Source organism: Bordetella ansorpii (genome assembly GCF_900078705.1).
Lineage (GTDB): Bacteria > Pseudomonadota > Gammaproteobacteria > Burkholderiales > Burkholderiaceae_B > Bordetella > Bordetella ansorpii_A.
In genome coordinates, this window is record NZ_FKIF01000003.1 from 229322 (window position 1) to 253433 (window position 24112).

20 protein-coding genes are annotated in these 24112 nt (G+C 66.1%); 7 read left to right on the forward strand and 13 right to left on the reverse strand.

The window, feature by feature from the left end; translation table 11 throughout:
* Nucleotides 1-8: 8 nt before the first annotated feature.
* From odhB to A6745_RS09605, 3 genes are all read right to left on the reverse strand, one after another.
* Nucleotides 9-1235, reverse strand: coding sequence for a 2-oxoglutarate dehydrogenase complex dihydrolipoyllysine-residue succinyltransferase (gene odhB / locus A6745_RS09595; protein ID WP_066126285.1), 1227 nt, complete (start codon nucleotides 1233-1235; stop codon nucleotides 9-11).
* A gap of 42 nt (nucleotides 1236-1277) precedes the next feature.
* Nucleotides 1278-4148, reverse strand: coding sequence for a 2-oxoglutarate dehydrogenase E1 component (locus A6745_RS09600; RefSeq protein WP_066126288.1), 2871 nt, complete (start codon nucleotides 4146-4148; stop codon nucleotides 1278-1280).
* A 385-nt stretch (nucleotides 4149-4533) separates the two neighbouring features.
* Complete coding sequence (locus A6745_RS09605; protein WP_066126291.1) at nucleotides 4534-5004, reverse strand: Lrp/AsnC family transcriptional regulator; 471 nt, start codon at nucleotides 5002-5004, stop codon at nucleotides 4534-4536.
* A 136-nt stretch (nucleotides 5005-5140) separates the two neighbouring features.
* Between A6745_RS09605 and mdeB the strand changes: the two genes are divergently transcribed.
* Nucleotides 5141-7837 carry an alpha-ketoglutarate dehydrogenase gene (gene mdeB / locus A6745_RS09610; RefSeq protein ID WP_066126292.1) on the forward strand — a complete coding sequence of 899 codons (2697 nt, stop codon included), beginning with the start codon at nucleotides 5141-5143 and terminating at the stop codon, nucleotides 7835-7837.
* A 9-nt stretch (nucleotides 7838-7846) separates the two neighbouring features.
* On the opposite strand, the gene A6745_RS09615 is transcribed toward mdeB, so the two are convergent.
* Both A6745_RS09615 and A6745_RS09620 read right to left on the reverse strand, forming a co-directional pair.
* Nucleotides 7847-8161: a type II toxin-antitoxin system RelE/ParE family toxin gene (locus A6745_RS09615; RefSeq protein WP_066126294.1), complete on the reverse strand. Its 315-nt coding sequence runs from the start codon at nucleotides 8159-8161 to the stop codon at nucleotides 7847-7849.
* On the reverse strand, nucleotides 8158-8442 hold the full coding sequence (locus A6745_RS09620) for a YlcI/YnfO family protein (RefSeq protein WP_330999999.1): 285 nt from the start codon (nucleotides 8440-8442) through the stop codon (nucleotides 8158-8160). The genes A6745_RS09615 and A6745_RS09620 overlap by 4 nt, the downstream gene beginning before the upstream one ends.
* Nucleotides 8443-8677: 235 nt before the next feature.
* Between A6745_RS09620 and A6745_RS09625 the strand changes: the two genes are divergently transcribed.
* Together A6745_RS09625 and yfcF are read left to right on the forward strand one after the other, a co-directional pair.
* Complete coding sequence (locus A6745_RS09625) at nucleotides 8678-10960, forward strand: NADP-dependent malic enzyme (protein ID WP_066126297.1); 2283 nt, start codon at nucleotides 8678-8680, stop codon at nucleotides 10958-10960.
* Between the two features lie 248 nt (nucleotides 10961-11208).
* Nucleotides 11209-11844 (forward strand): glutathione transferase, encoded by a 636-nt coding sequence (gene yfcF, locus A6745_RS09630; protein ID WP_066126300.1) that lies wholly within the window; start codon nucleotides 11209-11211, stop codon nucleotides 11842-11844.
* Nucleotides 11845-12002: 158 nt separating this feature from the next.
* Here the strand turns inward: yfcF and A6745_RS09635 are convergent, their stop codons facing one another.
* From A6745_RS09635 to A6745_RS09645, 4 genes are all read right to left on the reverse strand, one after another.
* On the reverse strand, nucleotides 12003-12323 hold the full coding sequence (locus A6745_RS09635; RefSeq protein ID WP_156513339.1) for a contact-dependent growth inhibition system immunity protein: 321 nt from the start codon (nucleotides 12321-12323) through the stop codon (nucleotides 12003-12005).
* Between the two features lie 9 nt (nucleotides 12324-12332).
* Nucleotides 12333-13142 (reverse strand): RNase A-like domain-containing protein, encoded by an 810-nt coding sequence (locus tag A6745_RS28650; RefSeq protein WP_156513340.1) that lies wholly within the window; start codon nucleotides 13140-13142, stop codon nucleotides 12333-12335.
* 248 nt (nucleotides 13143-13390) lie between these two features.
* Nucleotides 13391-14383 (reverse strand): ornithine cyclodeaminase family protein, encoded by a 993-nt coding sequence (locus tag A6745_RS09640; protein WP_066126303.1) that lies wholly within the window; start codon nucleotides 14381-14383, stop codon nucleotides 13391-13393.
* 17 nt (nucleotides 14384-14400) lie between these two features.
* Entirely contained in the window at nucleotides 14401-15564 is a 1164-nt protein-coding gene (locus tag A6745_RS09645; RefSeq protein ID WP_066126305.1) for a DSD1 family PLP-dependent enzyme, read from the reverse strand.
* Between the two features lie 93 nt (nucleotides 15565-15657).
* Between A6745_RS09645 and A6745_RS09650 the strand changes: the two genes are divergently transcribed.
* Complete coding sequence (locus A6745_RS09650; protein ID WP_066126308.1) at nucleotides 15658-16560, forward strand: LysR substrate-binding domain-containing protein; 903 nt, start codon at nucleotides 15658-15660, stop codon at nucleotides 16558-16560.
* Nucleotides 16561-16698: 138 nt separating this feature from the next.
* Entirely contained in the window at nucleotides 16699-17151 is a 453-nt protein-coding gene (locus A6745_RS09655; RefSeq protein ID WP_066126310.1) for a DUF2214 family protein, read from the forward strand.
* A gap of 85 nt (nucleotides 17152-17236) precedes the next feature.
* On the opposite strand, the gene A6745_RS09660 is transcribed toward A6745_RS09655, so the two are convergent.
* Nucleotides 17237-18343, reverse strand: a complete 1107-nt coding sequence (locus A6745_RS09660) for a hypothetical protein (RefSeq protein WP_066126312.1) — start codon at nucleotides 18341-18343, stop codon at nucleotides 17237-17239.
* 163 nt (nucleotides 18344-18506) lie between these two features.
* Between A6745_RS09660 and A6745_RS09665 the strand changes: the two genes are divergently transcribed.
* Both A6745_RS09665 and A6745_RS09670 read left to right on the forward strand, forming a co-directional pair.
* Complete coding sequence (locus A6745_RS09665) at nucleotides 18507-19460, forward strand: helix-turn-helix transcriptional regulator (protein ID WP_066126313.1); 954 nt, start codon at nucleotides 18507-18509, stop codon at nucleotides 19458-19460.
* A gap of 102 nt (nucleotides 19461-19562) precedes the next feature.
* The gene (locus A6745_RS09670; protein ID WP_066126315.1) at nucleotides 19563-21656 is read left to right on the forward strand and encodes a TonB-dependent siderophore receptor; all 2094 of its coding nucleotides are present in this window, start codon (nucleotides 19563-19565) and stop codon (nucleotides 21654-21656) included.
* 119 nt (nucleotides 21657-21775) lie between these two features.
* Here the strand turns inward: A6745_RS09670 and gltA are convergent, their stop codons facing one another.
* From gltA to A6745_RS09685, 3 genes are read right to left on the reverse strand one after another with little or no spacing between them, the layout of a single operon-like run.
* Entirely contained in the window at nucleotides 21776-23080 is a 1305-nt protein-coding gene (gene gltA, locus A6745_RS09675; RefSeq protein ID WP_066126317.1) for a citrate synthase, read from the reverse strand.
* A 21-nt stretch (nucleotides 23081-23101) separates the two neighbouring features.
* A complete protein-coding gene (locus A6745_RS09680) occupies nucleotides 23102-23362 on the reverse strand; it encodes an FAD assembly factor SdhE (protein ID WP_066126320.1) in 261 nt (86 codons plus the stop codon).
* Between the two features lie 33 nt (nucleotides 23363-23395).
* The gene (locus A6745_RS09685) at nucleotides 23396-24112 is read right to left on the reverse strand and encodes a succinate dehydrogenase iron-sulfur subunit (protein WP_066126321.1); all 717 of its coding nucleotides are present in this window, start codon (nucleotides 24110-24112) and stop codon (nucleotides 23396-23398) included.

The following is a 24112-nucleotide window of genomic DNA, read 5'->3' on the forward strand; positions in this document are numbered from 1 at the left end:
CTACTGGATTACAGGTCCAGCAGCAGGCGCTGCGGATCTTCCAGCGCTTCCTTCATGGCGACCAGGCCCAGCACGGCTTCGCGGCCGTCGATGATGCGGTGGTCGTAGGACATGGCCAGGTAGTTGATCGGACGGATCACGATCTGGCCGTTTTCGACGACCGGGCGCTCCTTGGTGGCGTGGATGCCCAGGATGGCCGCTTGCGGCGGGTTGATGATCGGGGTCGAGAGCATCGAGCCGAACACGCCGCCGTTGGAGATCGAGAACGTGCCGCCGGTCATTTCCTCGATGCCCAGCTTGCCTTCGCCTGCGCGCTTGCCGAAATCACCGATGGTCTTCTCGATCTCGGCGATCGACAACTGGTCGGCGTTGCGCAGGATCGGCACGACCAGGCCGCGCGGCGAGCCCACGGCGATACCGATGTCGAAGTAGCCGTGATAGATGATGTCCTTGCCGTCGACCGAAGCGTTCAGCACGGGGTACTTCTTCAGGGCGGCCACGGCGGCCTTCACGAAGAACGACATGAAGCCCAGCTTGACGCCGTGCTCCTTCTCGAACTTCTCCTTGTACTTGTTGCGCAGGTCGATGACGGCCTGCATGTTGACCTCGTTGAACGTGGTCAGGATGGCGTTTTCCGATTGCGACTGCAGCAGGCGCTCGGCGATGCGGGCGCGCAGGCGGCTCATCGGCACGCGCTGTTCCGGACGGCCGTCCAGCGACAGCGTCGGAGGCGCGGCCGGGGCGGCGGCAGCCTTGGCCGGCGCGGCGCCGGCGTTCAGGGCGTCGCCCTTGGTGACGCGGCCATCACGGCCCGAACCCTGCACGTTCGAGGCATCCACGCCCTTCTCGGCCAGGATCTTGGCGGCGGCGGGCGAAGCCACGCCGGCGGCCGAGGTGCTGGCCGGCGCGGCGGCAGCGGCCGGGGCGGCGGCAGCGGGAGCCGAGGCGGCCGGCGTGGCGGCGGGCGCCGTGGCCGGGGCGGCGGCGGCCTTGCCGGCCGTGTCGATGCGGGCGATCAGCTCGCCCGAGGCGACGGTGCTGCCATCGCCCTTGACGATTTCGGACAGCACGCCCGACGCCGGGGCGGGCACTTCCAGCACGACCTTGTCGGTTTCGACCTCGATCAGGATCTCGTCGGCTTCGACCGCGGAGCCAGGCTGCTTCTTCCAGGTCAGCAGGGTGGCTTCCGAAACGGATTCGGACAGTTGGGGAACGACGACGTCAGTGATTGCCATGATGATGAATTCCGTAGATTGAGAGTGTTCTGTGCGCGAGGCTTACTTGGTCAGCATGAAGCCCTTGAACCGGGGAGCGAAGGCCTGCTCGATGAGGGCCTTCTGCTGCTCCTGGTGCTTGGCCAGGTAGCCGACGGCCGGCGAGGCCGAGGCCGCGCGGCCCGCGTAGCCCAGCTTCTGGCCTTCGTTCATGTTCTCGTACAGATGGTGCTGCACGTAGAACCAAGGGCCCTGGTTCTGCGGCTCGTCCTGCACCCAGACCACTTCGGTGGCCTTCGGGTACTTGCGCAGCTCGGTCTCGAAGGACTTGTGCGCGAAGGGATAGAGCTGCTCGACGCGGACGATGGCCACGTTGCTGGCTTCGCGCTCCTTGCGGGCGTTGATCAGGTCGTAGTAGACCTTGCCCGAGCACACCAGCACGCGCTTGACCGAAGCGGCCTTGATCGACTCGTCGACCTCGCCGATGATCGGCTGGAAGCGGCCGCCGGCCAGGTCGGACAGCGGCGAACCGGCGTCCTTGTTGCGCAGCAGCGACTTCGGCGTCAGGATGACCAGCGGCTTGCGGAAGGCGCGGATCATCTGGCGGCGCAGCACGTGGAAGATCTGCGAGGCCGAGGTGGGCTGAACCACCTGCATGTTGTTGTCGGCGCACAGTTGCAGGAAGCGCTCGATGCGGGCCGACGAGTGCTCGGGGCCTTGGCCTTCGTAGCCGTGCGGCAGCATCAGGGTCAGGCCCGACTGGCGGCCCCACTTGGCTTCACCGGCGCTGATGAACTGGTCGATCACGACCTGGGCGCCGTTGACGAAGTCGCCGAACTGGGCTTCCCAGATGGTAAGCGTGTTCGGTTCGGCGCTGGAGTAGCCGTATTCGAAGGCCAGCACGGCCTCTTCGGACAGCACCGAGTCGATCACCGTGAAGGGCGCCTGGCCATCGGAGACGTTCTGCAGCGGGATGTACGTGCCGTCGTTCCAGCGCTCGCGGTTCTGGTCGTGCAGCACGGCGTGGCGGTGCGTGAACGTGCCACGGCCCGAATCCTGGCCGGTGATGCGGATGGCGTAGCCGGACGCCACCAGCGTGGCGAAGGCCAGATGCTCGCCCATGCCCCAATCCAGGTTGAGGTCGCCCTTGGCCATGGCGCGGCGGTCGTTCAGCAGCTTGTTGACCAGCGGGTGCACCGTGAAGCCTTCCGGCACCGTGGTGATGCGCTCGCCGATGCGCTTGAGTTCGGCCAGCGGCACGGCGGTGTCGGCCTGGTCGGTCCACTTGGCGCCCAGGAAGGGCGACCAGTCGATGGCGTACTTGCTCTTGTAGTCGGTCAGCACCGGCTCGATGGTGCGGTGGCCGTCTTCCATCAGCTGGCGGTAGTCCTTCACCAGTTGATCGGCTTCGCCTTCAGCCAGCACGCCCTGCGTGGCCAGCTTGTCGGCGTACAGCTTGCGCGTGCCGCCGTGGTGGCCGATGCGCTTGTACATCAGCGGCTGCGTCAGCGACGGGGTGTCCTGTTCGTTGTGGCCCAGCTTGCGGAAGCACACGATGTCGATCACGACGTCGTGGCGGAACTGCATGCGGTAGTCCAGCGCCAGCTTGGTGGCGTACACGACGGCTTCGGGATCGTCGCCGTTGACGTGGAACACCGGGGCTTCGATCATCTTGACCACGTCGGTGCAATACAGCGTCGAACGCGAGTCGCGCGGGTCCGACGTGGTGAAGCCGATCTGGTTGTTGATGACGATGTGCAGCGTGCCGCCCGTGCCGTAGCCGCGGGTCTGGGCCAGGTTCAGGGTTTCCATCACCACGCCCTGGCCGGCGAAGGCCGCGTCGCCGTGCACCAGCACCGGCAGCACCTGGCGCCCGTCCTGGTCGCCGCGGCGTTCCTGGCGCGCGCGCACGCTGCCTTCGACCACGGGGTTGACGATTTCGAGGTGGGACGGGTTGAACGCCAGCGACAGGTGCACCGGACCGCCACGGCCCGAGATGTCGCTGGAGAAGCCGTTGTGGTACTTCACGTCGCCGTCGGTCAGGCCTTCGGCGTGCTTGCCTTCGAACTCGGCGAACAGGTCGCCGGGCATCTTGCCCATGATGTTGACCAGCAGGTTCAGGCGGCCGCGGTGAGCCATGCCCACCACGATTTCCTGGACGCCGTTCTCGCTGGCGTGATGGATCGTTTCGTCCATCGAGGCGATGAAGCTTTCGCCGCCTTCCAGAGAGAAGCGCTTCTGGCCGACGTACTTGGTGTGCAGGAATCGCTCGAGGCCCTCGGCTTCGGTCAGTTGCTGCAGGATGTGGCGCTTCTGGTCGTTGTTGAACGACGGGGCGCCCAGCGTGCTTTCCAGGCGCTCCTGGATCCAGCGCTTGGCGGCGGGATCGGAGATGTGGGTGTACTCGGCGCCGATCGAGCGGCAGTACGTGTCGCGCAGGGCCTTCAGGATGTCGCGCAGCGTCATGGTGCTGGCGGTCGTGAAGTACGTGTTGGTGGCCGAGTAGGTCTGGTCGAGGTCGGACTCGGTCAGGCCGTAGAACGCGGGATCCAGCTCGGGGATCGCCGGGCGTTCCTGGCGCTTGAGCGGGTCGAGGTCGGCCCAGCGCGAACCCAGCGAACGGTACGAACCGATGAGGGTCTGCACCGACACCTGCTTGCTGGCCACGGACAGGTCGGGCTCGGCCGACCGATGCACGAAGGCATTGGCGCGGGCGCGCTCGGCGAACGACTGGACGATGGGAGCATGGGCCTGGTCTCGCGTGGAGTCCTGGCCGTCGGTGGCGGGGGAGTGCTGCAGCTGGTCGAAGTATTCGCGCCAGTTGTCCGGAACCGAACCGGGATTGTCGAGATAGGCTTCGTAAAGCTCTTCGACGTACGGGGCATTACCCCCGAATAGATAGGAGGTGGAAAGGGACTCTGATTCCGTAGACATAATGACGCTTCACCTAGACGAGTGCTTCACTCGATACGATGCAGGAAAACCTTCCGCGACTCGGGCTTCCCGGTTGGCGGATAGCAGGGGCAGAAGGCAGATGACAGACAAGCCTCGAAAGCCGTATTGGGCAGTATAGCGCCATGAGTGTGGGCAAGTCGTGCGACAGACCGATGACCGCGCTGCGCACAAAATGCGGGCGGCACGAGCTTGGCTGCAACGGCTGCGATGTCGCCGGCTACACGCGGCTAACTGTCTCTATCGGATGTTGCAAAATTTTTATGCGGGATTTGTTGCTGCGGCGCACTAATACGGAATTCGCGGCGCCCGTGCCCGCCCTCCTGCAAAACCGCCTCCCGCAGACCGGTGTTTTTTCAGTTGCGGCTCAGCCCAGCGGCAAGGCGGTCTGGTATTTGACCTGTTTCAGGGCAAAGCCCGAGCGGATATTCTTGACTCCGGGAATGCGCGACAGCCGGCTGACCACGAATTGCTCCAGCCCCTGCATGTCGGGCACCACCACGCGCAGCAGGTAGTCGGCGTCGCCTGTCATCAGGTAGCACTCCATCACCTCGGGGCACTCGGCCATGGCATTCTGGAAGCGTTCGAGCTCGGATTCGATCTGCTTCTCCAGGCTGACCTGGATGAACACGTTCAGGCTCAGGCCCAGTTGCAGCGGGTCTGCCAGCGCCACGTAGCCGCGGATCACGCCGGCGGCCTCCAGCGCCTTCACCCGCGCCAGGCAGGGCGATGGCGACAGGTTCACGCGGCGCGCCAGCTCGACGTTGGTCAGGCTGGCATCGGTCTGCAATTGCTCCAGGATGCGGCGATCGATGGCATCCTGCGGCGCCTTCGGCATGTCGTGCTCCTCATTATGTCTTTCGCAGAATTTTGCACCGTTTCGGGGGCCTTCTGCACGCGGTTTCGAACACTCATGCGCCGGCAACGGCGATAGGATGGAAGGAACGATACCCATGACGACAGCGAGACCACCCATGCGCGACGCCCCCTTCCATCCGGCCGACCCGCCCGCCGCCGACCGCGACCCCGCCGAGACGGCGGAATGGCGCGAGGCCCTGCAATCGCTGGTCCAGGCCGACGGCCCGGCGCGGGCGGCGTATGTGCTGGAACGCCTGCTGGCCCATGCCACGCAGTTGGGCGTGCGCGCCCCGGGCCTGACGCGCACGGCCTACCTGAACACCATTGCGGCGGATGAAGAGCCCCCCTTCCCCGGCAATCTGGCGCTTGAGGAACGCATCGCCTCGATCAACCGCTGGAACGCGCTGGCCATGGTGGTGCGCGCCAACCAGGCGCACGGCGAGCTGGGCGGCCACATCGCCAGCTATGCCTCGGCGGCCGACCTGTTCGAGGTCGGCTTCAACCACTTCTTCCGCGCACGCAACGGCGCGCAAGGCGGCGACCTGGTCTACATGCAGCCGCACTCGGCGCCGGGCGTGTATGCCCGCGCCTTTCTCGAAGGCTTCCTGGACGAATCCGAACTGGCGCTGTTCCGCCAGGAGATCACCGCGCAGGCGGGCGGATTGCGCGGGCTGTCGTCCTATCCGCATCCCTGGCTGATGCCCGACTTCTGGCAGTTTCCCACCGGCTCGATGGGCCTGGGGCCGATCAACGCCATCTACCAGGCGCGCTTCATGCGCTACCTGGAACACCGCTCGCTGGCCGCGCCGTCCGACCGCAAGGTGTGGGGCATCTTCGGCGACGGCGAGATGGACGAACCCGAATCCATCGCCGCGCTGACGCTGGCCGCGCGCGAACGGCTGGACAACCTGATCTTCGTCGTCAATTGCAACCTGCAGCGTCTGGACGGGCCGGTGCGCGGCAACGGCCGCATCATCGACGAGCTGGAAACCCTGTACGCCGGGGCCGGCTGGAACGTGATCAAGCTGGTGTGGGGCAGCGACTGGGACACCCTGCTGCGCCGCGACGCCAACGGCGCGCTGGCCCGCGCCTTCTCGCGGACGGTCGACGGCCAGTTCCAGACTTTCGCCGCCAATGACGGCGCCTACAACCGCGAACACTTCTTCGGCAACGATCCCGAACTGGCGGCGCTGGTGGCCGACTGGTCGGACGAGGCCATCGACCGGCTGCGCCGCGGCGGCCACGACATGGCCAAGATCCATGCGGCCTACCACCGCGCGGTGCGGCATCGCGGCCAGCCCACCGTCATCCTGGCGCAGACCAAGAAAGGGTTCGGCATGGGGTCGGCCGGCCAGGGCAAGATGACCACGCACCAGCAGAAGAAGCTGGACGGCGATGCGCTGCTGGCCTTCCGCGACCGCTTCGCGCTGCCCCTCTCGGATGCCGACTGCCTGGCCTTGAAGTTCTACCGTCCGGCCGCCGACAGCGCGGAGATGCGCCATCTGCAGGCGCGCCGAGCGGCCCTGGGCGGCCACGTGCCGCGCCGCACCGCCCCCGCCATCGCCCTGCGCACCCCGCCCGCCGGGCAATGGGCGCAGTTCGCGCTGGCGGCCGGCGGCAAGGAGATGTCGTCCACCATGGCGCTGGTGCGCATGCTGACCGCGCTGCTGAAGGACGCGGAGGTGGGCCCGCGCATCGTGCCCATCGTGGCCGACGAGGCGCGCACCTTCGGCATGGCCAACCTGTTCCGCCAGATCGGCATCTATTCGGCGCAGGGCCAGTTGTACGAGCCCGAGGACATCGGCTCGGTGCTGTATTACCGCGAGGCGCGCGACGGGCAGATCCTGGAGGAAGGCATCACCGAGGCCGGCGCCATCTCGTCCTGGACGGCGGCGGGCACCAGCTATTCGGTCAACGGCCTGCCCATGCTGCCGTTCTACATCTACTACTCGATGTTCGGCTTCCAGCGCATCGGCGACCTGATCTGGGCCGCGGCCGACCAGCGCACGCGCGGCTTCCTGATCGGCGCCACGTCGGGCCGCACCACGCTGGGCGGCGAAGGCCTGCAGCACCAGGACGGCGCCAGCCACCTGGCCGCGGCCACCGTGCCGAACTGCCGCGCCTACGACCCGGCCTTCGCCTATGAAGTGGCCGTGCTGGTCGAACACGGCATGCGGCGCATGCTGCACGAACAGCGCGACGAGTTCTATTACCTGACCGTCACCAACGAGAACCTGCCGCAGCCCGACCTGCCCGGCGAGGCGGCGCGGCAAGGCATCGTGCGCGGCATGCATCGCGTGCACGCGCCGGCGGGCGCCGCGCAGTTGCGCCTGCTGGCGGCGGGACCGATGGTGGGCGAAGCCCTGAAGGCGGCCGGACGGCTGCTGGCCGACCACGAGATCGCCGCCGAGGTCTGGAGCGTCACCAGCTATTCCGAGCTGGCGCGCGACGCGCGCTATGCGGACCGTGCGCGGCTGCTGGGCTCGGACGGCGCGGAGCCCGCCTGGATCACGCAATGCCTGGGCGACGCGGCGCTGCCCGTGGTGGCCGCCAGCGACTACGTGCGCGCCGTGCCCGAACAGATCCGCGCCTGGATCGATGCGCCGTGCCGCGTGCTGGGCACCGATGGCTTCGGCCGCAGCGACACGCGGGCCAGGCTGCGGGACTTCTTCGAGGTCAGCGCCGACTGGATGGTGCTGCAGGCGCTGGACCTGCTGGCCGACCAGGACCCGCGCCACGCGGCGGCCCGCACGATCGTGCGCGACCGGCTGCTGAACGTGGCGCCGCGCGGCGTGCCGCCCTGGGAGGGGTAACACACGCGGCTATCGGTAATAGTCGTCTTCTCGCTGATGACGCACGGCCAGAACCGTCACGATCTCAGGCGACTCGATCTCGAACAATGCCAGGTAGCCCGTGTTGCCAAACGGGATGATCAGCTCTCTCAGGAAAGGAGAGCCTCCCGTGGTTCTGCGGCAGGTAAAGGGAGAAATACGGAGGATCTGCAGACTGTCCTCGATGGCGGCCAAGGCTCGATCAGCCACGGCCCCAACCGATGATGAATCGCGATCGATGATGAAATCGTAGAGACCTTGCAGATCGCGCTCGGCATGCCACGTGAATCGAACTCGACAGCTCACGCCCGGCGCCGTTTGCCTGAGCGCGCATCCGCCAGCCGTCTGCGCAGCCCATCCACGACATCTTCTGCCGAAACATAGTCGCCAGAAGCGCGAGCACTGTCCCGCGAGGCCAGCGCACGGGCCAGGAACTCGGTTTGGGCCTGGCGGCGCTCGACGGCCTCGCGCACGGATGACTCCACGAAACTCGACAGGCTTTCGTCCGGCCTCAGCACGTCCTGCGCGGCATCCCGTAAAGCGGGTTCAACGCGCAGGGGTGGGATCGTCGCGGTTTTCACCGGCATGGCTCCATGCATTGCATTTGCTATGCATTATTGACTGACGTGCGTAGCCTTGCGTACGCCTGCGGGAAAGCAGGGACTGAAATGTCTCGCTGCGGTGCAGCAAGCACAATGCCCCGCTTTCTGTTGAAATACGCCTTCCTCATATGCTGTCGCGGCGCGTTCCGCGCGCCGCCCGCCTGCTGAACCCTCGCGCGTTCGCGCGCCCGACTTTCTCCGTCACCCTCCCCTGCACCCCATGGACGATAACTTCACCAAGCTGGCGCTGGATTACCACGCCTATCCGACTCCCGGCAAAATCTCCGTCACGCCCACCAAGCCGCTGGCCAACCAGGACGACCTGTCGCTGGCCTACTCGCCCGGCGTGGCCCACGCGTGCATGGCGATCCACGCCGAGGGCACCGATGCCGCGTCGAAGTACACCTCGCGCGGCAATCTGGTCGGCGTGATCACCAACGGCACGGCCGTGCTGGGCCTGGGCAACATCGGCCCGCTGGCCGCCAAGCCGGTCATGGAGGGCAAGGGCTGCCTGTTCAAGAAGTTCGCCGGCATCGACGTGTTCGACATCGAACTGGCCGAGAACGACCCCGACAAGCTGGTCGACATCATCGCGGCGCTCGAACCCACGCTGGGCGGCGTCAACCTGGAAGACATCAAGGCGCCCGAGTGCTTCTACATCGAGAAGAAGCTGCGCGAGCGCATGAAGATCCCCGTCTTCCATGACGACCAGCACGGCACCGCCATCATCTCGTCCGCCGCCATCCTGAACGGCCTGAAGGTCGTCGACAAGAACATCGGCGAAATCAAGCTGGCGTGCTCGGGCGCCGGCGCCGCCGCCATCGCCTGCCTGGACCTGCTGGTGCACCTGGGCGTCAAGCGCGAGAACATCTACGTGGTGGACTCCCGTGGCGTCATCTGGGAAGGCCGCGACGAGAACATGGAGCCCAACAAGAAGCGCTATGCGCAGCGCACCGACGCGCGCACGCTGGCCGACGTGGTCAATGGCGCCGACGTGTTCCTGGGCTGCTCCACCGCCGGCGTGCTGACCGGCGACATGGTCAAGACCATGGCGCGCCAGCCCCTGATCCTGGCCCTGGCCAACCCCGATCCCGAGATCCGTCCGGAAGAGGCCCGCGCGGCCCGTCCCGACTGCATCATCGCCACCGGCCGTTCGGACTACCCGAACCAGGTCAACAACGTGCTGTGCTTCCCCTTCATCTTCCGCGGCGCCATGGATGCCGGCGCCACGCGCATCACCGAAGAGATGAAGCTGGCTTGCGTGAAGGCCATCGCCGAGCTGGCCGAAGCCGAGCAGAACGATGAAGTGGCCCGCGCCTACGCCGGCCAGGAACTGAGCTTCGGTCCGGAATACATCATTCCGAAGCCCTTCGATCCGCGCCTGATCGTGCAGATCGCCCCGGCCGTGGCCCAGGCCGCCGCCGACTCGGGCGTGGCCCTGCGTCCCATCGAGGACATCGAGGCCTACCGCCAGAAGCTGATGGGCTTCGTCTACCACTCGGGCCAACTGATGCGCCCGCTGTTCGCCCAGGCCAAGAAGGCGCCCAAGCGCGTCATCTACGCCGACGGCGAAGACGAGCGCGTGCTGCGCGCCGTGCAGACCGTGGTCGACGAGCGCCTGGCGCAGCCCATCCTGGTGGGCCGCCCGTCCGTCATCGAGATGCGCATCAAGAAATTCGGCCTGCGCCTGGTGGCCGGCCGCGACATCGAGATCGTGGATCCCGAGGACGACAGCCGCTTCAACGAAACCTGGAACGGCTACTACCAGTTGCGCGGCCGCGAGGGCGTGACGCCCGAGATCGCCAAGGCGATGATCCGCAAGCACAACACGCTGATCGCCGCCATGCTGCTGCGCCGCGGCGACGCCGATGCGCTGCTGTGCGGCGTGGCCAGCAAGTACGACAACCAACTGTCCTACATCGACCAGGTCATCGGCCGCAAGGAAGGCCAGACGTACGCCGCGCTGAACGTGCTGATGCTGCCCGAGCAGACCCTGTTCGTGGCCGACACGCACGTCAACGAAAACCCGTCGGCCGAGGAAATCGCCAACATCACCATCCAGGCCGCCGAAGAGATGGTGCGTTTCGGCGTGATCCCGAAGGTGGCGCTGCTGTCGCACTCCAACTTCGGCAGCCGCCCCACGGCGTCGTCGCGCAAGATGGCCGAGGCGCGCGACATCGTGCAGAAGCGCGTCCCGGCCCTGGAGGTCGACGGCGAGATGCACGCCGATGCCGCCCTGTCCGAGAAGATCCGCAAACTGGCCTACCCGGACAGCACGCTGAACGGCCCCGCCAACCTGCTGGTCATGCCGAACCTGGACACCGGCAACATCACGTACAACATGCTGAAGATGACGGGCAGCAACGGCGTGGCCATGGGCCCGATCCTGCTGGGCGCCGCCCGCCCGGTGCACATCCTCACCACCAGCGCCACCGTGCGCCGCATCATCAACATGACTGCCCTGGCGGTAGTCGACGCGCAGCAGGAAAGCGCGCAGGGATGATGGCGGGATAGTCCGCGGCTTGGCCGCGGACTGCCTTGGCAACAGAGGCGGCCTTCGGGCCGTCTTTTTTTATGCCTTGGAAACCGATCAGGCGCCCGTTGCGGCGTGCCTCAGCGCCTCTGCTGTGCGGGGCCAACCGCAGGCATTGTCCATTCTTGCGCTTATTCGCGCGGCGCGGCGCGATCGCCCGCACGCTCCGGTAAAGTAATCCCGCCCCCCTCATCGGGCCCAAGCACCAGGAGAATGCTTTGCAGGACGCCAAACTACGGCTCTACGTCGACGCGCAATACGCCAGCCCCTACGCCATGTCGGCCTTCGTGGCTCTGAAAGAGAAAGCGCTGCCCTTCGATCTCGTGACTCTCGATCTGGGCAAGCAGGAGAACCTGCGCCCCGACTACGCGGACACGTCGCTCACGCGCCGCGTGCCCACCCTGCTGCATGGCGGCTTCTCGCTGTCCGAGTCCTCGGCCATCACCGAATACCTGGAAGACGTCTTCCCCGGCGCCAATCCCGTGTACCCCGCGGACGCGCAGCAGAAGGCCCGCGCCCGCCAGGTGCAGGCCTGGCTGCGCAGCGACCTGATGCCGATCCGCGAGGAACGCACCACCGTGGTCGTGTTCTATCGTCCCGAGAAGAAACCGCTGTCCAGCGCCGCATTGGCCGCCGCGCAGAAGCTGTTCGCCGCCGCGGAATCGCTGCTGGCGCACGGCCAGCCGAACCTGTTTGGGAAGTGGAGCATCGCCGACGCGGATCTGGCGTTGATGCTGAACCGTCTGGTGCTCAATGGCGACACGGTGCCGCAGCGGCTGGTCGAATACGCCAATCGCCAATGGCAGCGTCCGTCCGTGCAGGAATGGGTGGGGATGAAGCGGCCGCCGCTCTGATCAGCCGACGCAATCGCGTTGTCCAAAAACGGGCATGCCTCGCCCGTCAGCGTCCAACTGCCCGAGCTAATCAATCCCCCTCTTGAGCGGCCCGGACTACGTACCGAGGCGGGTTGCAGCCCAAGGCATACCGTACAAGTGGCAGATAGCGAAAAACACTATGCGGGGCGCAGCCGTGCGAGGTCGATGTGGGCGCGCAATTGATCACGAACGGCGAGCAGCCACGCCCTCGCTTCGGCATCGTTCTGGCCAATGATGTACATCGGAACAAATTCCGCATCGAAGGACGCCAGCAGATTTACTGGGTGTTCGCTCACATAGCGATTGATCTGCTCTATTGACCGTTCAACATCATCTCGCCAACTGGTTCGAATGTATTGGTCGACAACTTCGGCCTCCGTACCGTAATCGTCTTCCCAGTATGGGTAAAAATACGCATTAATCAATTTATTCAAGCGGTCGTATTCGGCATTTTTCATGGGTAAACATCAAAAAATAGTCGGATATGCCGAGAAAACATAATAAATCTTGCCATCAATGGCTTTTTTCATCAAAACGATACGAACCTTTGACATAGGTACGTACTCGCCCGTCGCTCGGACAACACCCATTCCTATACGGCTTGGCGCAGCCCATAAAAAATCTTGTGTATCGCCAGGAGTCGCAGTCCGAGCCCATTTAGCAATCACAGAGCGATTGGCTCTCAAGCCCAACGCCACAGCTTTTTCTGCCTCTGCCAACGATGCGAAGGAGGATGCCGCAGGCAAGTTGGGGTACTGGCCAAGTCGGGCCCTAAGTTGTTCTTCAGTAAGTCCGACGTGACGTGCGATCGTATGGCCTCCATAGGCTTCATGTGTGGCCAAGCTGATCCTGCCGGCTCGTATTGTCGCAATCCTTGCCGCCGCCAAGCCGCTAGCAACGACCAATGGGACCACCAGGTCGACGCCGCGTCCGATACGTTCAGCTGTGGCTCGATCCACACCGAGAAGTTCCGCAAGCGCGGTAGCGCCATCGTTCGTCAGCGTATTTGTTTCGAGTCCGGTCCACGCTTGGCGAACCCCGGCCTGAAAAGTGTCGGTACCATGAGCAGTCAACAAGCCCCCGCCGAATTTGGTTAGCGTAGTGGGCTCGGGCATCAGGAGCAATGCGCCACCGCCAAGCACTTCCAACGCCCCGAAGATGGCTCCAGCCGATCCCCAGGCGCGATTGGAGAAAGTCGGTTCTTCGAAAGTTCCATTCGAAAGAACCATAGCCAATTGCGGCGGCGTCAAAACGATAGTCAAGCCATCCTCTTCCACGAGCGCTCCTATGAATCCGAATAGAATCGCTGGAGAAAGTAGCATCTACCGCTATTAAACCAACAGCAACAAACGTATTACATTAATAATTTTTGCAAGAAAATGAACGATATGAGGTTAGCCCGTCCACGCAACAAATCGTAGCGTCTGAAAGGATAACGGGCTGCAACTCCGGAATATGATTACGCCATCATCGACTGGAAATCGGATCAATAAACATACTGCTCCGAGCAAACCCAGAGAGGTTTTCACCCCGCCGACCGCCAGGGCCAATCCAGAGAGGTACCCACGCCTTCCAGGGACGCCCGCCGATACAGCATCCGCGCCACTGTCAAATCCTGTAGCGCGATACCCGTCATGTCGAACACGGTGATCTCGGCCGGGTCCTCGGAACGCCCCGCCTCGGCGCCATCCAGCACCGCGCCGATCTCGACACACGCCGTCTCCGGCGCCCATTGCAGCTCGCCGATCTGGCGCGACTGCACGGCGTCATCCACGAACACCCGTGCACGCGGCAGCAGGCCCTCGGGCAGCTCCCGCTTGCCCTTGGTGTCCGAGCCCACGGCCGTCACGTGCGTGCCTAGCCGCACAGACTCGGCGCGGAACAGCACGCGGGCGCCCGGCGTAGCCGTGATCACCACGTCGCTTTCGGCCACCGCGGCATCGCCATCGACGGCATGCCGCAGATCGACCTGCCCGTCGAAGCGCCGCTCGAACGCCGCGTCCGGCTTGCCGTCGAAGGTCATGTAGCGCACGCGCTTCAGATGCGGCAGCGTGCGCAGCGCAAAGCGCAGCTGGATCGCCGCCTGCACGCCCGCGCCGAACAAGGCCAGCGAGGCGCTGTCCTGCCGCGCCAGCCGGGCCAGGCCCAGGCCGCCGGCAGCTCCGGTGCGCAGCGTGGTGATGGCGTTGCCATCCAGCAGGCAGTACGGCCGGCCCGTCGCGGGATCGAACAGCATCACCGTGGCCTGGTGCGGCTCGCCGCCCTGCTGCCGGTTGCCGGGCCAGAAGCCGGCGGCCTTGTAGCCCAGCAGGTCCTGGCTGGCCACGTCGCCCGCCTTGATGCCGAACACGCCGCCCGTATGCAGCGGCTCGCGGATAACCGGAAACACCCGGCCCTGCGCGCGGCTGTGCAGCACGAAGGCCTCGGTCACGGCCTCGGACACCTCGTCCATGCCCAGCAGCCTGTCCACGGCGTGCATGTCCAGGACCCGCAGCGTGTCTTGCTTGTGCGTCGTCATCACGGCCTCCTTTGCGCTTACCAGCCGCGGAACCGCGTCCAGGTGGCCACGACCTCGGGCGAGTCGCCGCGCACCACCTGATAGGCGTCGTGCTGCGCGCCGGTGGCGCAGGCGTGGTTGGGCAGGATGCGCAGGCGCGTGCCCAGCGGCAGGTCGGTCGGCGCCGCCTTGCTGCCGGGGCGCAGCGTGATGATGCCCTGCTCCTGGTTGGTCTCTTTCAGCACCAGGTCGCCCAGCGGCTGGCCGGCCAGGTCGCAGACCACGCCGTAGTACTGGTCCACCGCCTGCCTGGCCGTGCCGCGGTCGCGCGACATGGCCATCCAGCCGGCGTCCACCAGGATCCAGCCCTTCTCGGCCTGGTGCCCGATCACGGTGGTCAGCACCGAGAGCGCCACGTCCTGCTGCGCGCACACGTTTAGCCCGGCCATCACCAGGTCGAAGAACACGAACACGCCCGCGCGCACTTCCGTCACGCCGTCCAGGTTCTCGGCATACATGGCCGTGGGCGTCGAGCCTACGCTGACCACCGGGCACGGCAGGCCGGCGGCGCGCAGCGCCTCGGCCGCGTCCACGGCGGCGCGGCGTTCCTGCTCGGCCATGGCGCGGATGCCATCCACGTCGGCCGCGTTGTACGACTCGCCCGCGTGCGTCATCACGCCGCGCAGTTCGGCGCCGCCTTCGTGCAGCGCGCGGCCGATGGCCCGCAATGGCTCCGTTTGGTCGGGACGCACGCCGGCGCGGTGGCCGTCGCAGTCGATCTCGATCAGCGCGGGAATGGCCGTGCCCTCGGCACGCGAACGCTCGGCCACGGCCTGCGCGCCGGCCAGGCTGTCGACCACCACCGTCAGGTCCGTGCCGCGCGCCCGCAGCGCCAGCACGCGATCCAGCTTGGATGCCGAGATGCCCACCGCATACAGGATGTCGCGCACGCCCGCCTGCGCGAACTGCTCGGCTTCCTGCAGCGTGGAGACAGTGGCCGGGCCCTGCGGCGACGCCATCACGCGCAGCGCCACCTCGATGGACTTGGGCGTCTTCAGGTGCGGCCGCAGCGTCACGCCCAGGCGCGCCATGCGCGCCTTCAGGCGGTCGATGTTGGCGGCCATGCGCGGCTCGTCCAGCACCAGGCAGGGCGTGTCCAGGGTGTCCAGGGTGGCGGCGCCGGGCGCCTTGGGGGTGGTCATGGTCTATCTCCCGTTCAGTTGGCCGAGTATGCCCCGGCACGATCCGCCTGGTGTTTAATTGAAACTACACCTCCTGTTAAGGCCAGACTAATCATGCTGAACAGCGACGACCTGGGCTTCTTCCTGGTCCTGGCATCGGCCTCCACGCTGGCCGATGCGGCACGCAAACTGGACGTGACGCCCTCGGCCGTCACGCAGCGGCTCGGCGGCCTGGAAAAGCGCCTGGGCATCGGCCTGATCGACCGCTGCGGCCGCCGCATGGCGCTGACCGATGAAGGCGAGTTGCTGGCCGAGCACGCCCGCCGCATCTGCGGCGACATCGGTGGCTTGGCCGACATGCTGGCCAGCCGGCGCGGCCAGGTCTCGGGCCACCTGAAAGTGGTGGCGCCGCTGGGCTTCGGGCAGCATCACGTGGCGCCCGTCATCGCGCGCTTTCGCAAGCAGCATCCGGAAATCACCGCCACCCTGCTGCTGTCCGACCGGCCGGCCAGCCTGGCCGCCGACACCTGGGACGTGATGATCCACATCGGCGAACTGCGCGATTCGGCGCTCGTCATGCACCGCCTGGCGCGCAACCGGCGCATCCTGTGCGCCGCGCCGTCCTATCTGAAGCGGCGCGGCACGCCGCGCCACCCGGACGACCTGCGCCAGCACGACTGTATCGCCCTGCGCGAGAACGACGAGGACGTCACGCTCTGGCGCTTCCATCACGATGAGGGCGGCACGGCGGCGCTGCGCATCGCGCCCGCGCTGGCCTGCAACGACGGCGGCACCGCGCGGCAATGGGCACAGGCGGGCATGGGCCTGCTGGTGCGCTCGGAGTGGGACGTGGCCGACCTGCTGCGGCAGGGCCGGCTGGTGGCGCTGCTGCCGGGCTGGCGGCTGCCCGATGCCGACATCGTCGCCCTGGTGGCGTCGCGCAAGGCGCGTTCGGCGCGCACCGAGCAGTTCCTGAAGCTGCTGCGCGAGATGGGCGACGGCGCGCCCTGGCGATAGGCTGGCCAGACGCGGATGCCGCCTGAGGCACGCAGTTGTGCCGTCGTGAATTGCGCCATCTGGCCTGCGCTGCCGATACCCTCGTGTGGTACAAATCCCCGGCGTGCCGCGCTGGCCGCCAATACACCCGGAGCCCCCATGTTGCTGGACGCCCTGCTCGCCTGGTTTCACTTCCTGACTCTGTTCGTGCTGGTGGTGGTGCTGACCGCCGAAGCAGTGCTGCTGCGGCCCGGCATATCCTCCGACGCCGTGGCCCGCCTGGTGCGATACGACCGCCTGTACGCCATCTCCGCCATCGCCGTGCTGATCACCGGCCTGCTGCGCCTGACGCTGGGCGCGAAAGGCATCGCCTTCTATACGGCCAATCCGTGGTTCCATGCCAAGATGGGCCTGTTCGTGGTGATCGGCCTCTGTTCGATCCCACCGACGCGGCGCTTCCTGCGCTGGCGCAGGCACGCGCAACGGGACCCGGCCTTCGTGCCGGCCCGCGACGACATCCTCGGCGCGCGCCGCTGGGTGATGATCGAATCGCACTTGTTCGTGCTGCTGCCGCTGTGCGCGGTGATGATGGCGCGCGGCGTGGGCCTGTAGGCGCTATCCATCCGCAGACAGGCATGACCGAGCGGCAACGGCTCGCCGACCCCGGGCGGCGGCGCGGCCCCGCGCCCGCGGGCCGCTACCTGGCCGCTTGCGGGCAGTCGACCGGCCCCGGCGTCACCACGCCATCCACTTCCAGCTTGGGATACAGCTCGATCATGAGCTCCTCGTTGGCCACGATGTCCAGGACCGTGCCGTCCAGCCGCTGCAGCACCGACGAACCTGCCTGCACGGCCGCGCCGTCGTCGCGCGTGGCGCTCATGCCGAGATACGGGGTGAAGACCCAGGCGCCAGGCATCCGCCGGTTCAAGGGATAGCGCGGCATCCGCACCTCGGTTTCCGGCGGATAGTGCATCGGTCCCAGGCGTGTCGCGCAGGCCAGCACGCCGTACTCGACGCGCACCAGGCGCCGCCGGGCGTCCAGGTGCAAGGCCGGATGGCCCAGCAGCAGTCCCTGCACCGCCAGCGGCTCGGGACCGTCCACGCTGACTGCCCAGCGCACGGGTTCGGTCTGCATGTCCCCGCCGGCGGAGTCCGAGCGGGCATGCAGTTCCGCGCCCGCCGGCAACACGATGTCGCCCACGCGGTTGCCGTCGGCCAGCAGGCATTTGTCGAAGTCGATGTGCGCGCCCTTGTCCCGGGTGTCGAAATCCATTTTCTTCGAGGCGTCACATCGCCAGCCCGACACGTCCTGCGCGCCCTGGCCCCAGACCGTCACGCTGCTGGGATAACGGTTGGTCTCCTTGTAGTCCTCGTCGTAGTCGGAGGACAGCGTGCGCCGGATGCGCGTGGCCTGCACGCCATAGGCCGATACCGGCGCGTCGAACTCGGCCAGCACGAACGTGTCCAGGCGACCTTCGCGATCCAGCTCCAGGCGCGTGCCCGCCGGCATCTCCACCCCGCCCAGCGTCTGCGCCCGCGGCAAGGTCACGCGCAGCGCCGCCTCGCGCCGCGCGCTTTCGCGGCCGCTGGCGATCAGGATGTACTCGATCGAATAGCCCGGCAACGACAGCACGGCCAGCGCCACCAGGATGCCGATGTTGCGCCGGGGGTTTTTCATCAGCCTCTGGCGCGCGCCCTTGCTGAATGCCAGCCGCACCAGCCAGGAAAACAGCCACAGCCCCAGCACGAAGGACAGCAGGAACAGAAGGATGCCCGTGGCGGATGGAACGGCGATGGGAATCATGCCGGCGATGATATCGCCAATCGGCGCGCCCGCGACGAGCGGACCGTGGCCACGCCAGCGCGGGCTCGCCCGATGTCGTGCCATTGCCGACGCCGCGCAGGGCGTCTGCCTTGGAACAAGCCGACAAAATATAATGCGTCTCGATTCTCTTCCAGGCCCCTCCATGCACGACCCGGCATCCCACGCTCCGTTGCGACAATTGTCCGTCAGCGACCTGCTGGGTTTCGGCGACCGTTTCGGCATCGACTACCACTTTCCCCGGTTGTGCCCCGCCAGCAGCCGCGAGGTGCTGCGCGGCAGCGTGCACGAAGTGACATTCCCGTCGGCGCTGAACTTCACGCACTCCTGCCTGGAAGTGCTGCAGCCCTACGAGTCGCTGTCCACGCGCGCCACCTCGTTCTTCCTGCTGGTGGTGTTGCAAGGCCGGGTCGGGTTGGACATCGCGGGCCGGCACTACGACCTGCAGCCGGGCGTCGCCCTGGTGGCCGACCTGGGCCCGGACAGCGTGCTGCACGCCGTGCACGCGCAGCAGCAGCAATTGGAGACCATCACCCTGGCCCTGGACACGCAGGATGCCGTTGCTCCCGACTCGCTGTCGGGCCTGCTGGCCGGCTGGCAGGAACAGCACGGCGGGCTGCCGCGCCTGTGGCGCCTGCCCGCGGCCTTGTCGCAATCGCTGCGGCAATTGCAGCAGTTGCCCGGCATGAACCCACTGCAGCGGCGCCTGCTGACCGAGGGACTGGCCCTGCAACTGCTGGCGCATGGCATCGGCGAGGCCGGCGGCGCCCGCGCCATGCCCCTGTCGCCCGGTGAACGGAAGCGGATCGAGGCCGTGCGCCGCCAACTGGACCTGGCGCCCCAGCAGGACTACACCGTGGACCAGCTGGCGGCCCAGGCCGCCATGAGTCCCAGCACCTTTCGCAGCAAATTCCGGCTGTGGGTCGGCACGCCGGTCTTCGACTATCTGCGCGATCGCCGCCTGGCGCTGGCGCGCCAATACCTGCTGCAGGGCTATTCCGTGCAGCAGGCCGCGCACATGAGCGGCTACCGCCACGCCACCAATTTCGCCACCGCCTTTCGCAAGCACTACGGCACGCCGCCCCGCGACCTGTGCTGAGCCGCGCCGATCGGCGCGCATACGGAACTGAGCGGGCCGCATAGCTCGCCTGAACCGCAAATAAGAATAATTCCGATTATTTCCAGATCAGAGGGCGTGACGATGTTCCGCAAGACCAAGCTATCCCTGGCGATATCCCTGCTGGCCGCCGTCCCCTGGGCGCAGGCCCAGGCCCAGGCCACTGGCAATGCCGGCACGCAGACGCTGGAGGCCGTCACGGTGACCGCCCAGCAAGGCGCGACCAAATCGCTGACGCCCGTGGTCGAGACGCCGCAGGCCGTGACCGTGATCGACCGCGAACAGATGCAGGCGCAGGGCGCCACCAGCGTACAGCGCGCCACGGCCTATACCGCCGGCGTCTTCAGCAACCAGGTGGGCGCCTCGAACCGTTTCGACTACATCGTGCTGCGCGGCTTCTCCGACGGCAGCCTGGGCAACACCTATCTGAATGGACTGAAGATCCTGGGCGACACCAACTCGCACAGCTCGCTGGTGGTCGATCCGTGGTTCCTGGACAGCGTGGAAGTGATCCGTGGCCCGGCCTCGGTGCTGTACGGCCAGTCCTCGCCCGGCGGCATCGTCGCCCTGCAGACCCGCAAGCCGGCTTTCGACGCCAGCCGCGAGATCGAGCTGGGCTTCGGCGACAAGCACCAGGCATATGCGGCGTTCGACATCAACCAGCCGCTGGAAAGCGGTGATGTGGCCTTCCGCCTGGCCGGCAAGGCGCGCCGCACCGACACGCAGGTCGATCACGTGAAGGAAGAACGCTACGCGCTGATGCCCTCGCTGACCTGGAGGATCACGCCCGACACCATCCTGGACGTGATGGCCTATCTGCATCGCGACCCCGAGGGCGGCTACCACTCGGGCCTGCCGTACGAAGGCACGGTCGTGCCCTACAACGGCCGCAAGCTCTCGCGCGGGTTCTTCGAAGGCGAACCCGATGCGGACAAGTACAAGCGCGACCAGAACCTGGTGGGCTACGGCCTGGAGCATCGCTTCAATGACAGGCTGAGCTTCCGGCAGAATCTGCAGTACCTGGAGTCCGAGGTCGAACTCGGCCAGGTATATGCCTATGGCTGGGCCTCGCCCACCACGCTCAACCGCTATTTCTCGGGCAGCACGGAGAAACTCAACGCCCTGTCGGTGGACAACCAGTTCGAGCTGCGTCTTGCCACCGGCCCGGTCGCGCATACGCTGCTGGCCGGCGTGGACTACCAGTGGCGCGAGAACGACGTCCGTTGGCCCTCGGGCGCCTATCCCGCCATCGATGCCTTCGATCCGTCGTATGGCGCGTCGGCCACGGCCATGTATCCGCCCACGCGCGAGGCGCACAAGCTGAAGCAGACCGGCTTCTACGTGCAGGACATCATGGCATGGGAGAACTGGCGCCTGTCGCTGGGCGGCCGCTACGACGAGGTCGACATCCGCAGCAAGAACCTGGACTCCGGCCTGACCAGCCGGTTGAACGACTCGCAGGTCAGCAGCCGCGCCGGCCTGCTCTACCACTTCGACAGCGGCTTCGCGCCGTACGTCAGCTATTCCACGGCCTTCACGCCGACCAACTTCGTGGACGCGCAGGGCAATCTGCTCGAGCCCATGGAGGGCAGGCAGGTCGAGGCCGGCGTGAAGTACCAGGCGCCGGGCGCCCGCAGCACCTACGCCATCGCCGTGTTCAATATCCGGCAGAAGAACGTGGCCACCAAGAACCAGCCCACGGATCCGTACCGCGCCATCGGCGAGATCGAATCCGAGGGCGTGGAGCTTGAAGCCAATACGTGGCTGACGAGCCAGTTCAATGTGCTGGCCAGCTACACGTACAACGACGCGCGCTACCGCAAGAGCGACGACGGCAACCAGGGCAATCGCGCGGTCTACGCGCCGAAGCACCTGGCCAGCGTGTGGGCCGACTATCACCACACCGGCGCCCTGCAAGGGCTGAACACGGCGTTGGGCGTGCGCTACGCCAACGGCATCGTGTCGGACCGCGCCAATACCCACGTGCTGCCGTCGTACACGCTGCTGGACCTGGCGGTGGGCTACGACTTCAAGGCCCTGGGCGTGCAGGGCCTGAGCGCCCGCCTGAACGTGCAGAACCTGCTGGACAAGAAGTACGTGGCGGCGTGCAACTCGCTGGAGTTCTGCTATTACGGCGCCGAACGCACGGTGACGCTCAGCATGAACTACAAGTTCTGAGCGCGCCAGGCCGTCCCGAAAGCGCAAAGCCCCCGGACATCGGACGCGCGTCCGGCATGCGGGGGCTTTGTTCCACTGCCGGGCCGGACTGAAGCAGCCCGTTCCGGCAGCGCGGCGTCTTAGCGCTGCGTGGGCACGTCGCGGGTGACGTGGCCGGTGAACAGCTGACGCGGGCGGCCGATCTTGTAGTCGGGATCGGACAGCATTTCGTTCCACTGGGCGATCCAGCCCACCGTGCGGGCCAGCGCGAAGATGGCCGTGAACAGCGAGGTGGGAATGCCGATGGCGCGTTGCACGATACCCGAGTAGAAGTCGACGTTCGGGTACAGCTTGCGCTGCACGAAGTACGGATCTTCCAGGGCGATGCGCTCCAGTTCCATGGCCAGCTTGAACAGCGGGTCGTTTTCCAGGCCCAGGGCGGCCAGCACTTCCTTGCAGGTTTCCTGCATCAGCTTGGCGCGCGGGTCGTAGTTCTTGTAGACACGGTGGCCAAAGCCCATCAGGCGCACGCCCGAGTTCTTGTCCTTGACCTTCTCCATGAACTCGCCGACCTTGTCGATGCCGCCGTTGGCTTGCAGCTCTTCGAGCATCTGCAGGCAAGCCTCGTTGGCGCCGCCGTGGGCCGGGCCCCACAGGCAAGCCACGCCGGCCGAGATGGCGGCGAAGGGGTTGGTGCCCGACGAACCGCACAGGCGCACGGTCGAGGTGGAGGCGTTCTGCTCGTGGTCGGCGTGCAGCACGAAGATGCGGTCCAGCGCGCGCTCGACCACTTCATTGACCTTGTAGTCCTCGCACGGCGTGGCGAACATCATGCGCAGGAAGTTGCCGGTGTACGACAGGTCGTTGCGCGGGTAGATGAACGGCTGGCCTTGCGAGTACTTGTACGCCATCGCGACCAGGGTCGGCATCTTGGCGATCAGGCGGATCGCCGAGATGTGACGGTGCTCGGGGTTCGTGATGTCGGTGGAGTCGTGATAGAAGGCCGACAGGGCGCCCACCAGGCCGGTCAGCACGGCCATCGGGTGCGCGTCGCGGCGGAAGCCGCGCAGGAAGAAGTGCAGTTGTTCGTTGACCAGCGTGTGGTGCGTGACCTGCGTGTCGAAGTCCTTCTTCTGCTCGCCGTCGGGCAGTTCGCCGTTCAGGATCAGGTAGCAGATGTCCAGGAAGTCGCAGTTGACGGCCAGTTGCTCGATCGGGTAACCGCGGTACAGCAGTTCGCCCTTGTCGCCATCGATATAGGTGATGCCCGATTCGCACGCCGCGGTCGACATGAAGCCCGGGTCGAACGTGAACATGCCGGTCTGGCCGTACAGCTTGCGGATGTCGACCACATCGGGACCGACAGTGCCCTTGTACACGGGGAACTCGACGGAGGGGCTACCGTCCGAGAAGGACAGGGTGGCTTTTTTGTCAGACAGGTTCATCACAAATATCCTCAAGTTGGATCAGAGCTCGCGCATCCGGCCAATGATGACGCGCAACGCGGGCGTGTCGTACGCGCCCTCGAGTTCCTTGCGCGCCAGCAGCACGTCGAGCAGGTCGTTGTCGCCCATCTCGAAGAGCTGCGTCAGCTCGGTTACGTCTTGGTCGGTAAGCTGGTCCTCGTAGGCATCCAGATACCGGGTAATGATGAGGTCGTTCTCAAGCAGACCGCGACGCGCCCGCCAACGCAGGCGCGCCCTTTGCAACTCGGTCAGGCCGCTCATTTCAATTTCCTCACCTTGTAAAGCATCCTCGGACTAGACCGTCCGGCGAACCATCAGTTCCTTGATCTTGCCGATGGCCTTCGTCGGGTTCAGCCCCTTCGGACAGACGTCCACGCAGTTCATGATGGTGTGGCAGCGGAACAGGCGGTACGGGTCTTCGAGGTTGTCCAGACGCGAACCGGTGGCTTCGTCGCGGCTGTCGGCGATGAAGCGGTAGGCTTGCAGCAGGCCGGCCGGGCCGACGAACTTGTCCGGATTCCACCAGAACGACGGGCAGGACGTCGAGCAGCAGGCGCACAGGATGCACTCGTACAGGCCGTCGAGCTCTTCGCGGGCCTCGGGCGACTGCAGGCGCTCGCGTTCGGGCGGCGGCGTGTCGTTGATGAGGTACGGACGGATCGAGTGGTATTGGTTGAAGAAGTGCGTCATGTCCACGATCAGGTCGCGGATCACGGGCAGGCCGGGCAGCGGCTTCAGGACGATGGGTTCCTTCAGCTCGCGCAGGTTGGTCGTGCAGGCCAGGCCGTTCTTGCCGTTGATGTTCATGGCGTCGGAACCGCACACGCCTTCACGGCACGAGCGGCGCAGGGCCAGGCTGTCATCGACGTCGTTCTTGATGCGCACCAGCGCATCGAGCAGCATCTTGTCGGTAGGCTGGAGTTCGACGTCCAGCTTCTGCATGTACGGACGCTCGTCCTTGTCAGGATCGTAGCGGTAGATTTCGAACTTGACGATACGCTTGTTGCTCAT